The 13974-nt window shown below is 35.8% G+C and carries 19 protein-coding genes; 16 read left to right on the top strand and 3 right to left on the bottom strand.

Annotated features, from left to right (window positions below):
• Nucleotides 1-94: 94 nt before the first annotated feature.
• The 6 genes from BN999_RS04465 (at nucleotide 95) to BN999_RS04440 (ending at nucleotide 3222) form a co-directional block, all read left to right on the top strand.
• Nucleotides 95-853, top strand: coding sequence for a MerR family transcriptional regulator (locus BN999_RS04465; protein ID WP_096270178.1), 759 nt, complete (start codon nucleotides 95-97; stop codon nucleotides 851-853).
• A gap of 128 nt (nucleotides 854-981) precedes the next feature.
• Complete coding sequence (locus tag BN999_RS04460; RefSeq protein ID WP_010098795.1) at nucleotides 982-1122, top strand: YpzI family protein; 141 nt, start codon at nucleotides 982-984, stop codon at nucleotides 1120-1122.
• A gap of 244 nt (nucleotides 1123-1366) precedes the next feature.
• Entirely contained in the window at nucleotides 1367-1573 is a 207-nt protein-coding gene (locus tag BN999_RS04455) for a PepSY domain-containing protein (protein WP_096270177.1), read from the top strand.
• Between the two features lie 98 nt (nucleotides 1574-1671).
• Entirely contained in the window at nucleotides 1672-2106 is a 435-nt protein-coding gene (locus BN999_RS04450) for an NUDIX domain-containing protein (RefSeq protein ID WP_096270176.1), read from the top strand.
• A gap of 11 nt (nucleotides 2107-2117) precedes the next feature.
• Entirely contained in the window at nucleotides 2118-2564 is a 447-nt protein-coding gene (locus BN999_RS04445; RefSeq protein ID WP_096270175.1) for an NUDIX hydrolase, read from the top strand.
• Between the two features lie 133 nt (nucleotides 2565-2697).
• A complete protein-coding gene (locus BN999_RS04440; protein WP_096270174.1) occupies nucleotides 2698-3222 on the top strand; it encodes an STM3941 family protein in 525 nt (174 codons plus the stop codon).
• Nucleotides 3223-3257: 35 nt separating this feature from the next.
• On the opposite strand, the gene BN999_RS04435 is transcribed toward BN999_RS04440, so the two are convergent.
• Complete coding sequence (locus BN999_RS04435; protein WP_096270173.1) at nucleotides 3258-4175, bottom strand: SDR family oxidoreductase; 918 nt, start codon at nucleotides 4173-4175, stop codon at nucleotides 3258-3260.
• Between the two features lie 144 nt (nucleotides 4176-4319).
• On the opposite strand from BN999_RS04435, the gene BN999_RS20510 reads away from it, so the two are divergent.
• From BN999_RS20510 to BN999_RS04400, 10 genes are all read left to right on the top strand, one after another.
• Entirely contained in the window at nucleotides 4320-4484 is a 165-nt protein-coding gene (locus BN999_RS20510) for a hypothetical protein (protein WP_176481871.1), read from the top strand.
• A 160-nt stretch (nucleotides 4485-4644) separates the two neighbouring features.
• On the top strand, nucleotides 4645-5475 hold the full coding sequence (locus BN999_RS04430) for a mechanosensitive ion channel family protein (RefSeq protein WP_096270172.1): 831 nt from the start codon (nucleotides 4645-4647) through the stop codon (nucleotides 5473-5475).
• A 154-nt stretch (nucleotides 5476-5629) separates the two neighbouring features.
• Nucleotides 5630-6826, top strand: a complete 1197-nt coding sequence (locus BN999_RS04425; protein WP_096270171.1) for an alanyl-tRNA editing protein — start codon at nucleotides 5630-5632, stop codon at nucleotides 6824-6826.
• Nucleotides 6823-7311, top strand: a complete 489-nt coding sequence (locus tag BN999_RS04420) for a metallophosphoesterase family protein (RefSeq protein WP_096270170.1) — start codon at nucleotides 6823-6825, stop codon at nucleotides 7309-7311. Before BN999_RS04425 ends, BN999_RS04420 begins: the two co-directional genes overlap by 4 nt.
• A 157-nt stretch (nucleotides 7312-7468) precedes the next feature.
• Complete coding sequence (locus BN999_RS04415; protein WP_096270169.1) at nucleotides 7469-9298, top strand: MotA/TolQ/ExbB proton channel family protein; 1830 nt, start codon at nucleotides 7469-7471, stop codon at nucleotides 9296-9298.
• On the top strand, nucleotides 9288-9974 hold the full coding sequence (locus BN999_RS04410; protein WP_096270168.1) for an OmpA family protein: 687 nt from the start codon (nucleotides 9288-9290) through the stop codon (nucleotides 9972-9974). The genes BN999_RS04415 and BN999_RS04410 overlap by 11 nt, the downstream gene beginning before the upstream one ends.
• Nucleotides 9975-10074: 100 nt before the next feature.
• A complete protein-coding gene (locus BN999_RS20505) occupies nucleotides 10075-10236 on the top strand; it encodes a hypothetical protein (protein WP_176481870.1) in 162 nt (53 codons plus the stop codon).
• A gap of 24 nt (nucleotides 10237-10260) precedes the next feature.
• Nucleotides 10261-10383 (top strand): DUF6254 family protein, encoded by a 123-nt coding sequence (locus tag BN999_RS20975; RefSeq protein ID WP_255247396.1) that lies wholly within the window; start codon nucleotides 10261-10263, stop codon nucleotides 10381-10383.
• 88 nt (nucleotides 10384-10471) lie between these two features.
• The gene (locus BN999_RS04405; RefSeq protein WP_096270167.1) at nucleotides 10472-10702 is read left to right on the top strand and encodes a hypothetical protein; all 231 of its coding nucleotides are present in this window, start codon (nucleotides 10472-10474) and stop codon (nucleotides 10700-10702) included.
• Nucleotides 10703-10802: 100 nt separating this feature from the next.
• A complete protein-coding gene (locus tag BN999_RS04400) occupies nucleotides 10803-11948 on the top strand; it encodes a glycerate kinase (protein ID WP_096270166.1) in 1146 nt (381 codons plus the stop codon).
• 45 nt (nucleotides 11949-11993) lie between these two features.
• Here the strand turns inward: BN999_RS04400 and BN999_RS04395 are convergent, their stop codons facing one another.
• Nucleotides 11994-12593 (bottom strand): YqaA family protein, encoded by a 600-nt coding sequence (locus tag BN999_RS04395; protein WP_096270165.1) that lies wholly within the window; start codon nucleotides 12591-12593, stop codon nucleotides 11994-11996.
• 137 nt (nucleotides 12594-12730) lie between these two features.
• Nucleotides 12731-13891, bottom strand: a complete 1161-nt coding sequence (locus BN999_RS04390) for a dicarboxylate/amino acid:cation symporter (protein WP_096270164.1) — start codon at nucleotides 13889-13891, stop codon at nucleotides 12731-12733.
• Nucleotides 13892-13974 lie beyond the last annotated feature (83 nt).

The following is a 13974-nucleotide window of genomic DNA, read 5'->3' as shown; positions in this document are numbered from 1 at the left end:
ATAGATGGTGCACCTTTTTCATTATTTTTATAATTTCTTCTTGACCTTTACGTTGCGTAAAGGTTTATGATTAATATTGTCAGGAGGGTGAACGATGGAATATACCGTGCAGAAATTAGCCCGTATGTCTGGAGTAAGCGGCCGCACGCTCCGGTATTACGACCAAATCGGATTATTAAAGCCGGCTCGAATTAATTCGTCAGGTTATCGAATTTATGGGCAAAAGGAAGTAGACCAACTTCAGCAAATCTTATTCTATAGAGAGTTGGATGTCAGTCTAGAAGATATCATGGAAATCATTAACCAACCAGGTTTTGAACGTCGTGAAGCATTAAGAGGTCACTTTGACAAGCTCAAGGAAAAAAGAGCCCGTCTTGACAAAATTATGGCAACAGTAGAAAAGACGATTGCCAGTATTGAAGGAGGAGTACCAATGCAAGATAATGAAAAATTTGAGGGATTTAAGGAAAAACTAATTGAAGATAACGAAAAGCAATATGGGAAAGAAATACGTGAAAAATACGGTGACGATACCGTTGATGCAAGTAATGCAAAATTAAGAGGGATGTCTCAAGAAGAGTATGCTGCCATGACCAAACTGGGGGAAGAAGTTTTTGAGCTATTAGAAAAAGCATATGCTACCGGAGATCCAACCTCGCCCGAAGCAAAGCAGCTTGCCGAAAAGCACAAAGAATGGCTTATGTATTCGTGGACCAGTTATTCGAAAGAAGCACATGCAGGTCTTGCTGAAATGTATGTAGCGGACGAACGATTTAAGGCTTATTATGACAAAGAAGTTGATGGTGGTACCGAATTTTTGCGTGATGCAATCTTGAATTATTTGGGAATGTAAGCTTGGCCACAGTTATTGATTTGTCATTTACTAGATAATCTTTTAGATCATAAATATGATTTGCATTTGGATATGTTAAGAGAATAATTCATCCTAAACAAAGCATCTTACTAGTAGGAGGTGCTTAGATGGGTAAAGATCGTCAGGAAAAAAAGTTAAAACAAAGTAGACGAGTTGAGTCAGACCGTGACGTTGGATTGAAATATAAAAATTCAACAATCATGTCCAGTCCAGAAGAAGCTATGGAACTAAATGATGGTAAAAAGTAATAGAAAATGTATCCCTCACTATAAAAGTAGTGAGGGATATTTATTTTTAGGTTTTTTTCTAATCAAATTCTAATGAAGTTATTATTGTTTTATTAGAAAGAATGTTTATAGTAATGGCATAGGCAAAAACATATTTTATGTAGAAATTAACCGATTAGAATATGAAATCCACTTAGATGCAAATAAAGGTAAGGTATTATCCATAAAAGATAAATTTAGTAAAGATGATGTGGAGGAAACAGAGATGGAAAATGCTGTAGCAGAAAAAATAATCTCTGAACTTCAAGCAATTGACATAGCGGAGAGTGTAATTGAGGGAATAGTAATAGAAATGGAACTTGATAAAAATGATGGACTTTATGTATATGAGCTAGAGTTAATAACATGCAATGGTAAAGCAGAAGTAGATGTTAATGCAATGACTGGTGAAGTACTAAATATGAAGAAGTGAACAATAAAATGTAAAATTAGGGAAGAAACGTCAAATTTTGGCGTTTCTTTTTGTATTTAGCTTATAATTAAGTTAAATATACAGGGGAGTTGGTTAATATGAAGCCCACATTTGGACAACCAGTTAAAGAGCATGTATACCTATTAAGAAAAGGTGTATATGCTATAGCCTTAAACTCTACAAATGATAGAGTGCTAACTGTTCATAACGGAAGAGGAATTCATTTTCTACCTGGGGGCGGAGTGGAAGGAAATGAAAGTGATGAATCCTGTATCAGGCGTGAGTTACTGGAAGAGACAGGTTATTCTGTTACCGTTGGTTCATACATTGGTACAGCAAAGGATTACTTTACCTCAAGTAAAGGTGAGTATATTTTAAGTGATGGATATTTCTATTTAATAGAACTTGGGGAAAAGGTACAAAATCCAACTGAAGAGGACCACATGATGGAATGGGTTCATATAGATGATATGGAAAGGCTTTTTTTCTATAAACATCAGGTTTGGGCAGTTAGGAAGGCAATAGAAAAATAGGGGGAAGTGTCATGGGGTACATAGAAGATTTAAGAGAGTTAGTTGGTCATAGACCACTTATATTTGTAGGTGCCGTTGTTGTCATTACAGATAATAAAGGTAGGATTCTCTTGCAGCAGAGAAAATATCCTAATGGTGTTTGGGGAATTCCAGGTGGACTCATGGAGCTCGGGGAGTCAACAGAAGATGTAGCAAGAAGAGAAGTATATGAGGAAACAGGACTATCCTTAGGTAGGCTACAGTTAATTAATGTCCATTCTGGAAAGGATATGGTTGTGGCTGAAAATGGTGATCAGTTTTATGTTGTGACGGTTGCTTATCAAACGGATGAATATACAGGTGATTTGATTATTGATGAATCAGAATCTATTACGTTTGAATTTTTTAACCCAAGTGAACTGCCAGAAAAAATGGTAGGAAGTCATCGTAGAATACTTAATGAATTTTTGTTAGGTTAGCTAAGAATTCTGTTTTGGTCACTTTCTTTAATTGTAACAATTTCAAACTTTAGTCCTGAATTACAAAAGGACTTTTTACCCTTGTTCGCTATAGTGCTAAGGATATACTTAATGATGGGAAAGGAGAATGTATATGAATGAAATCGTTATTTATGCTAAGAGGGGAAAGCAGATTTTATATGGAATTCTTTGTTTCATATTTGTTGCCGTAAGTGGACTTCTATTGATGGGTGGATTAACGGATAGTGGTAATGATAGCTTAGGACTTATAATTATAGGAGCTTTAGGATTTACTTTTTTCGGCTTATGTTTCGTGTATTATGTAATAAATACGTTTAGACGTAAACCCGCCCTTATTGTTAATCAGGAAGGAATTACAGATCAATCAACCTATATTGGAGCAGGGCTTGTAAGATGGGATGAGATTGCTAATATTGATTTTGTAAGCTTTAGTGGGCAGACATTTTTGGGCATATACACTGTTGACCCTGATTTAATAGTTGACAGGTCTAGCTCATTTAAGAAAATGTTAAATCAAATGAATAAAGGGTTATTAGATACCCAAGTGAATATCCCAGTTAAAATTCTTGATTGCTCGATGGATGATTTAGTGGAAACTATTAATAATTACTGGAAGCAAACTGAGATAGCTGAATAAAAGTGTGAAGTTAACCGGTGTAGTTTGGGCACCGGTTAACCAAATACCTCCCCTCCATTAACATGTAAAACCTGCCCAGTAACAAATCGTGAATCATCAGAAGCTAGATAAACAAAAGTAGGTGCCAATTCAAATGGTTGGCCTTGGCGATCCATTAGATTATCCACTTGTGTGACCTGATCAGCCGAAAAACTGGCTGGGATTAAAGGTGTCCAGATTCTACCCGGCGCTACTGCATTTACACGTATCCCTCTTCCAGCTAAATTTCTTGCAAGTGCTCTTGTGAATCCTACATTTGCTCCTTTTGTTGCTGTATAATCAATTAATTGATCATTTCCAGCAAAAGTAACAACAGAGGTCGTGTTGATAATGGAACTTCCTTGTTTCATGTATTTTAGTGCTTCCCGTGTTGTATAAAAATGAGAATATACATTAACTTTAAATGTATCATCAAATTGTTCATCTGTAATATCTAGTAAGTCTTTCTGTTGGAACTGAATCCCAACATGATTACAGAGTATGTGTATATCCCCGTAGGTTTCCATAGTCTTCTTAACAATATCTACACATTGTTTCTTTTCACGAAGATCTCCAGGTAATAGTAAACATCGCCTACCAATTTCTTCAATTCTAGTCTTGGTTCGATTTGCATCATCATGTTCATCTAAATATGCGATAGCAACATCTGCACCTTCCTTGGCAAATGCAATAGCTACTGCTGCGCCTATACCACTATCACCACCAGATATTAATGTTACTTTATCTTTTAATTTTCCAGTACCCTGATAATTTGGATTTTCAATAATTGGTCTTGGAACCATTTTGCCTTCAACACCTGGTTGTCGATATTGCCTCTGCTCTGGGACCGTGATAGGGACCTCTTGATATTTAGTTATCTTTCCATAGTTTGGATACATCGGATACTCATGTGGGTTGGGATTACCTTTAGACATGAATAATAATCCTCCTCTCCTCATTACAATGATACTTTATTCGTTTTAGAGAGATCTTGTGCCTAGTTAACTAATCATATTAACAGTCCCATTTACTAGGAGAAAAGAATACACTATGACAGGGAATTAAAGGAGGTTAATCAAATGGACTATTATTACAATCCTGAAATAAAGCTGTTATTAATCAATCAATCTGATAAAAAGGTAACGGTCACTTATGGGAATCACAAGTTTAAGCTACCCAAGATTGGGCAAAGACCGCCATATTACACAAATCCAACGTATCAACAATACTATCCAAAAATCTAATAATATCCAGGCATCCCGGCACTTTACTAAAGAGTGCCTGGATCATGACTTTTTCTGACAAAAGATTTGTTTTAGATTAATAGATTTTGGGTAATGCTTATAATAGTAGCTACTTACAATTAAATTTAGACTACTAGATTCTAGTATTAGAGGTGCTTAGATGGTAGATTGGTTAGAAAGAATTGATTGGGCAGAATTACTAATGGAGATAGGAATTATCGCCTTAAAATTAATAGCAATTGTTATTGTCTATTTTATTGTTAAGTCAATAGGAAACAGGGCTATTGAAAGAATTTTTAATCGGAAGAAAAATGAGATGTCGACTGGAAGGGCAAAAACCCTTGAATCTATAGCTAAAAATATTTTAGCTTATTTCTTGTTGTTTATTTTTGTTGGGTTTGTATTTTCTATTTTTCACTTTGACATTACAACATTATTAGCTGGTGCAGGGATTGTTGGTCTCGCCATAGGGTTTGGTGCCCAGGGTTTAGTAAGTGATGTTGTTACAGGATTTTTTATACTATTAGAACAGCAGATTGATGTTGGTGACTATGTTACAGTTGCTGGTAAAGATGGTGTGGTTGAAGAAGTCGGATTACGTACTACAAAATTAAGGGGCTTTGATGGGACACTACATTTTGTTCCGAACCGTGAAATCACTAATGTAAGCAATCATTCCCGGGGAAATATGCGAGCACTTGTTGATATTGGAATTTCCTATGACACGGATATTGATACAGCTACTCAAATCTTACAGCAAGTATGTGAACAAATTGCTACTGAGGATGAGAATATTGTAGAAGGTCCAAACGTAATTGGAGTACAAGCCTTTGGGACATCTGAAATTGTACTTCGTGTAATTGGAAAAACAAAAAATGGCGAACAATGGGCTGTAGAGCGTAATTTAAGGCAAGCAATTAAAGAGGCTCTACAACAGAATGGTATTGATATTCCGTACCCTCATCAAGTGAATATAAGTAAGAATGTTTAATATTAGTTTTGAAATAAGTAACCGAGCTTCAATAGGGTTACTTTTTTCATGTAATCAGATTAATCGAAACAGGAAGTGTCGAAACTTTTATTCGTGATGACTGGAATGTATATTTATAATAGAAATCAAAAAAGTTTAATTAGAAGGTGTGTATATGGTAACGGAAAAGTTATATTATCAAGACCAATATCTGGGGCGATTTACAGCACATATTCGTAAATCCGAAAAAGATGAAAAAGGAAGGTTCTATGTTGTCTTGGATCAAACAGCCTTCTATCCTACTGGTGGCGGTCAACCTCATGATACCGGGACGTTAAATGAAGTAGAAGTTATGGATGTAGAAGAGATTGATGGGGAGATTAGGCATTATATTTCGGAATCTATGGAAGTCGGTTCAGAGTGCATAGGTATAATCCATTGGGAAAGACGGATGGACCATATGCAACAACACGCCGGTCAACATATTCTGTCTGCTGCTTTTGAAGAAGAATATGGTTATAAAACAGTTAGTTTTCATTTGGGAAAAGAACTATGTTCAATAGATATCGCTGTAGATAATCTTACAGAAGAAGTAGCATATGAAGTGGAGAAGGTAGCGAATATTATTATCATTGAGAACCGCCCTATTGAAACGAGATGGGTTAATCGAGAAGAGTTATCTAATTATAAGCTGCGAAAAGAAGTATCCGTTTCAGAAAATATCCGTCTGGTCATTATTCCAGACTTTGATTATAACGGCTGTGGTGGCACTCATCCAAAAGCAACAGGACAAGTAGGTTCTATCGAAATACTACATTGGGAGAAGCAAAAAAGTCATGTGCGTGTATATTTTGTCTGTGGTAGAAGGGTTCGTACTCAACTGCACCAAAAACATAAAGTGATACAAAATCTTTCTGTATTGTTAAGCTCTCCTCAAGAAGAGGTGGTGGGAGCTACAAAGCGAATTCTAGAGGATTTTAAAGAAGCAGAAAAAACAATTGCTTCCCTAAAACAACAGCTTATTGAATATGAGGCTGAATCTCTTACTGTAAAAGCTAAGGAGATAGAAAAGTACCAGCTAATAAAAGAAGTATTTGAAAATCGACCAATCACAGAGCTACAGCAGTTAGCCAAAAATATAACAACAAAGTCAGATATGATGATTGTTTTATTGGTAAATGAATCAGATGAAAAATTGCAATTGGTATGTGGTCGTGGAAAAAATGTTTCAGTTAGTATGAATCAATTGATCAAGCAGGTATTACCATGTATTAATGGAAAAGGTGGAGGAAGTGATGTAGTTGCACAGGGCGGTGGGCAGAAACTTATGTCTCCAGATGAATTGATAAATAGGTTAGTTGATTCACTATGAAAATTGTATTAACCTCAGATACCCATATACCAAAGAAGGGAAGGGTACTACCAGGTCAACTATTAAAGGAATGCAAGACAGCAGATTTGATCATTCATGCTGGAGATTGGAGTTCTATGAATGTTTACCATACTCTTTCAAAGTTTGCTGAGGTAAAGGGAGTCTACGGAAATGTGGATTCAGAAGAGATTAAAGAATACTTTCCTGAGAAGGAAATGTTTGTAATAAATGGATTTAAAATAGGCGTCTTTCATGGGCATGGTGAAAAAAAGACTACGGAAAAACGCGTGTTAGAAGCGTTTCAGGAGGAATCCGTAGATATTATTGTTTTCGGGCATTCCCATATCCCTCTGGTAAGGTATGTTAAAAAGACGCTGCTCATTAATCCTGGATCTCCTATGGATAAAAGAATGTTACCGTATTACTCATATGGAATTCTTCATTTAACAGATGTTATAAAGTCAGAAATTATATTTTTTTCTTAAAGGCTACTATTCATAGTGGCTTTTTTTGTGGTAATTTTTCCGACTCATTCGACAGTATATTACAAAGTTCGGGGAGTGACAGGCACCTTATAAGCATGTTTTGGTTGTTTCTTGAATAGGATGTACTATGGAATCTTTATAGTTGGGAGCGGTGGTTGTGGTGCAGTTTATTTTGGAGATTTTTACATCGGAGGAAAAGGCGGAGGCTGTTTTAGCTAGTCCGTTGATAGAGTTTATTTTTATGGTGCTCTTTTTGGGGTTTGTGATCACTATATTTGCTCATCTCGCGTTGTATACCAAGTTGAAGAAGGTAAGGAATTACGTACATGATACAGATAGGTTGGATATTGAACCGCTAAGTTCATTTAAAGATCAATATGAAAAGAAGCAACAGGATGACCCTGTTGCAATTGAAACTTTTGTTCAAGAGAGATTCTCAAGTTGGCGTCTATTCGGAATCCCCGTTATAAACTTAATTAAAATGATCCAAATGACCGTATCTGTTTTTATTTTAATAGGGGTTTTGGGTACTTTTATTGGATTAACCATCTCATTAGGAAGTATTAATTCTACAGGAGATCAACTAATTGAGAATATCGCAGCGGTACTAACTGGTATTGATGTCGCATTTTATACAAGTATTGTGGGTATGGGGTCATCTTTAATTATGACCATTTTATTAAAGACACTAAATACAGAACAAATGCTTACAGATATCATGTTAAAAGTAGAGTCCAATTTAGAAGGAAACGAAGAGCATAACTTAAGTAGATTAATTCATGTTTCAGAAACAATTAATGAATCAATCTTGAATCTTCAAGAAACAAACCAACGGTCCTTAGGGAGCATTGAGAAGGCATTTGAAGGTTTCCAGGAATATACGACTGGACTTCAGCAATCTGCCAAAGACTTAGCTCAATTCAATGAGGGACTTACCCAAAATGTAAAAGAGTTTCAAATCTTATTTCAAGATATGAAAGAGATAACAAATGGATTTGGAGAGGGCACGTCACGATTAAATGATAACTTTGATTCTTTGTTCACTTATTTTAAGAATGTGGATGATAAGAATGAACGAATGGTTCAAACGGTGGAAGGAACATATGAGAAGGTAAAAGAAGTATCCGAGACACAAAAGAAAACCTTGGACCGATTCGAGGGTTCTGTTTCAGAACTCAAGACCTTCACGTCCTCGATTCTTCAAGGTCAAAAGAGTATTTCAGATTCTTTCAGCCAAATTATGAATCAATGTAATCAATTAGTAAAAAGGATGGAGAACAATAATAATGAACTAAAAAATATATTTGGTAGTGATTTATCATCCAAAATGGGCGGAATTACCAATTATCTAGGTGAATTATCCAGAGATTTTGACCGTCTAGGGGAAACTATATCGGATCTTCCAGAAGCATTACAAATTATTAATCAAACCCAAAACGAATATAAACATCTACTATCAGACCGTTTTGAGGAATTAAAACATTTTAATCGAACATTTAGTAACCACATAAAAGAACATACCACCGAATCTATGCAATTTGAAAGACAGCTACGAGATGTAACCAAAACATTTGAGCAAGTTAGCATCAAAAATAGCCAATTAATGCAAGAACTTGATTCTAAAATATCACAGATGAACCAGGGCTTTAATCACAGGGAAAATCAAATAGAAGCAAGTGTAGGAATCTTAAAGGATACCTTGTCCAATTATGTCACGAGCTTAGAAGGTTCATTTGGAAACAGAATAGACCAAGTAGTTCGAAGTATCTCCAGTTCAATGGATCAAACGAATGAAAATTTAAAACGTGAATTCATGGAAATTCGTAGAATAAACGAACAGATTCAACAAAGTAATGCACAATATACTCAGAGAATGCTTCAAGAATTGGGGAGAGAGATGCAAGCACTTATTAGACAGTTGAGTGTTGTTAGTACCCAAGGGCCATCAAGGCAAAATGGAATAGGGATGAACCAAAATGGATACTAAATATCAGAGACTATTTAAAAGAGAAAGCGATGAGGGACATTTTTGGCCATCCTTTACGGATGTGTTAACTGTAATATTACTATGCTTCATCTTGATCTTCATTGTAATGATGGTGATTAAGTCATTTCAAATTGAAGAGATGAAGCGAACGATTGATCAAATTATGGGAGTTCGTGTTCAGCTTGTTAATGACCTAAAAGAAGAATTCAGTGGAACTGGAATTACTGTTGATGAAAAAACAGGGGCAATCATATTTGAAACAGACATATTATTCGAGTTTGACCAGGCCAATTTAAAGCCTGAATCCTATCATTTCTTAGATGAATTTGTCCCTAAATATTTAGATGTACTTCTTGCGAGTGGCTATGAAGAATATGTAGCCGAAATTATCATAGAAGGGCATACAGATAGGAGTGGTGGGTACTTATATAATCTAGAGTTGGCTCAGAATCGTGCATACAGTGTTGCTTCCTACATTCTAGGGGATGACTTTCCATATAAAAATATCCAAGAACATTTAGAGGAGAAATTAACAGTCAATAGCAAATCTTATACTGACTTTCGTACTGGTGAAAATGGGGAATATAGTGCAGATGCTTCGCGTCGTGTAGAGTTTAAATTCAGGTTAAAGGATGAAGAAATACTAAATAAGACACGAGAGATATTAGGGGAGTAATAGGTTTTAAGAGGCGATGATTTTATCGCCTTTTTTTACTTCGAAAATTAGCATAGTTAACAACTCCTATTCCATACTAAAGAAAAAAGGAGGGAAAGCTATGGCAAAAAGAAACAAGAAAAATGACCCAGATCAAAAGAATAAAAAAGGTTTTGATTCTGCTAAACAGGATACAGAGTTTTCAAAGGAATTTGGCAGTGCAAAAGCAAACCAAGCACATAAAGAAAAAGCAAAGAAAGCCAGAGCTAATAATCAGAGATAGCTGAGATAAAGGAGATAAACAACTATGACCCGCTCAAATAGAGAAAAGGAAAGGCAAAAGAGAGCTCGTAAAAACGCTAATAATCCACATGGAAAAGTAAAATCGTTTGAACAACTTGCAGAAGAAGAATTAAAAGAAGAGAAGTAAGCGATTTGGGACTAGTGTGAAACTAGTCCCAATTAATATAGTAGGATTTAATAAGATTACTTATTACATAATGGAAGGAGATAATCAATTGAATCATCTTAACCACGAACAAACCATTCATCAATTAAATGAGTTATTAGGTGAGGATGTGACAAATTTATTTGAAGAGGGTTTAAAAAATGCAGGAGAACATGGTCACCCTAGTTTTGTAGTGAGAAATAGTAAAGGAGCAGAAATACAAGTCTCAGTTGAATGGGATAAAGAGGCAGATGTATTATATTATTCCATTCACTCAAGACAAGTACATAAGGAATATTAATGGGAAATAAGTCAATTTATACTTTTTACATCGTTCCTAATGTAATATTATGGAATAAAGGAAAATACTTTGTACCTAAAATAATTAGGAGTGCTGTTTAATGAAAGTACTAATTGCCATCGACTCATTTAAAGGTAGCATATCATCTGTTCATGGTAGTGAAGCTATTGCCTACGGGATAAGAGACGCTTATCCAAATGCAAATATACTCATCACCCCACTGGCGGATGGTGGTGAAGGTACGGTAGAGGCACTTGTCCATGCTACTGGAGGCCGAATCCTAGAGAAGGAAGTAATTGGACCACTAGGAGATAAGGTTAAAGCTTCATATGGAACTTCTAAAGATGGTAACACTGCCTTTATTGAGGTTGCTGCGGCATGTGGACTTCCGTTATTATCTCAAGGTGAATTAAATCCTATGGTCACCACGACATACGGCGTTGGTGAACTAATTATCGATGCAATGGAGAATGGATATCGGGAATTTATTATTGGTCTAGGGGGAAGTTCAACTAATGATGCTGGTGTTGGAATGCTTCAAGCACTTGGTTTTCGATTTCTAGATCATCATGGGAAAGAGGTATCATTTGGCGGTCGAGTGCTCGCATCAATTGAACAAATTGATTCCGAAAATGTTCATCCACTCTTAAGGGAATGTACCTTTCATGTGGCATGTGATGTAAGGAACCCGCTCTATGGAAATGATGGTGCTGCATATATTTATGGTCCCCAAAAAGGTGCTACTCCGGAGATGGTCAAACAATTAGATGCTGGTTTGCGTCATTATGCTTCCATTGTGTCCCGTGATTTGAAAGTAGATATACATAATATAGAAGGTGCTGGAGCGGCAGGAGGACTCGGTGCTGCTTTTTCTGGTTTCTTAAACGGAAAATTACAGTCTGGTATAGACTTGATGTTGAATGTAATTGATTTGGAAAAAAAGATACAAGGAGTAGATATGGTTATAACGGGAGAGGGAATGCTAGACAGCCAGACATCCATGGGAAAAGCTCCTAGTGGTATTGCACAGATAGCTTCATCCTTAAATATTCCAGTCATTGCAATTGTAGGTGCAATCAAGCAAGAAGACCATCCAATTAAGGATAATGGGCTAACTGCTTGTTTTTCAATTGTGAATCAACCCATGTCTATTGAAGAGGCGATGGATACTGCAACCACGTATTCAAATTTACAATTTGTAACCAGTCAGATATTTAGCTTAATCAAATCAGTTAAGGATAAGTAATAATTCAAATAAAATAAGAAGGCAAGAAATAGAGATTCTGCCTTCTTATCCAACGAAATTTTCTTGGCTTTCTGGTTGTTGCTTTTTCTTTTTATCAAGCTTCTTTTTGAAATAAAATAAGCCAATAAGTATAACCGCAATTGCAGCCATGAAATATGTAAGATATTCTGTGACAAACTCCTCGGACGCTTGCCCGAATAAATAAAAAGCTACCCCAACCACATAAAATTTAACAGCTCGTCCGATTGCTGCATATCCAATTAATTTCCAGATAGAATAATGAAAACATCCAGAAAGAATAGTGAAAACTTTAAAAGGGATTGGTGTAAATGCACCGATTAGAATTGCTGCTTCTCCATTTCTAGTAAAGGATTCGGTTGCTTTTTCAACCCACTTTGGTTTTAGAAACTTATTTAATACTGGTTCGCCAAGTTTTTTTCCAATTACATAACCAACAGGTGTACCCAATAAGCAGGCAATATAACCTACAGTTGCTAGCCAAATACCTGATTGAGGATCTAACATACTGAGAGAAACTTGAGTGAAAAATGCAGGAATAGGGAAAATAATTGCATCAATAAAAGAATGAATGAACATCCCTATATATCCAAAGTCTTCAAAAAATTCGCTAACCTGTTGGGCCATGTCACATCTCCTTTATAGGGGATTAGATTTTTATACGAAAATTATATCACAGAAAAAAGTGGCAGTCCCCTCTAAAGCCCCGCTTTTTGGAGAGGAATGCCACTTTTTGTAGAAATTTCACCATTTTAGTTCTATTGTTATCTTTTATAAACTGTATTGACAATGGATGTAATGGCACCATCACCAGTAACATTACAAGCAGTTCCGAGACTATCTTGTGCTAGATACAACGCAATCATTAGAGATACCATAGCTGGACTAAATCCCAGCATACTCTCTAGTAAACCTATAGCTGCCATTACAGCCCCTCCTGGTACACCAGGTGCTGCAACCATGGTAATTCCTAACATGAAAATAAAAGGTAGGTATGTTCCTATCGTAGCAGATTCACCATGTAAAAACATAACTGCTAATGAGCAACTAACCAATGTTATCGTACTTCCAGATAGATGGATATTCGCAAATAATGGAATAGTAAAATCGGCAATACTATCTTTCATTTTTAATTTCTTTGCATGTGTAAGGGTTACAGGAATAGTTGCTGCAGATGATTGGGTTCCCAAAGCAGTAAAGTATGCTGGTGACATTGTCTTTAACATACCAATTGGGTTTTGTTTACTAATCGAACCTGCAACAGAATATTGTAAGATTAGATATACAATATGAAGAATAATAATCATAACCATTACTTTTGAAAAGACACTTAGAATGGTTGCTACCTGACCAGTATGTGTCATGTTAGCAAAGATTCCGAAGATATGGAAAGGAAGAAGTGGAATAATAACCTTTTCTATAACTAATTCCACGATTCCCCTAAAATCTAAAAAGACATTTAAGAGCTTGTCTCCTTTTATGGCAGCAAGACCAATGCCGACTACAAAGGAAAGGATTAATGCTGATACAACTTCCATAGGTGGGACCATTGAAATAGTGAGGAAAGGCTCACTTAATCCTTCGGTAGGATCAGCAAAATTTGTTAATGATTGTCCGTTTAACAGTGTAGGGTAAAGAGATTTTGCTACTATATATGCGATTAAACCACCTACTAATGTAGAGCCATATGCCAAGAACGCACTCAAACCTAATAGCTTACCTGCTCCTTTACCGAGAGTACCAATTCCGGGTGTGATAAAACCGATAATGATAAAAGGAATAATAAAACTTAGGAAATTACCAAAAATACCATTAAAGGTTGCAAAAAGCTGTATAAACCATTCGTTAGAAATGGATCCTATAATAATACCTAGTACAATTGCGACAATAATTCTTGTTAACAAACCAAACTTTATATTTTTCATAATTTCCCCTTCTTTCCTTTTGAATGAATAAATTAATGCTATTCTACTATAACATTGAACGAACACTAAAAAGAAAATTTATT

The sequence above is a fragment of the Paucisalibacillus globulus genome (genome assembly GCF_900184735.1).
Classification (GTDB): Bacteria; Bacillota; Bacilli; order Bacillales; family Amphibacillaceae; genus Ornithinibacillus; species Ornithinibacillus globulus_B.
This window is presented reverse-complemented; position numbering and strand designations above follow the sequence as displayed.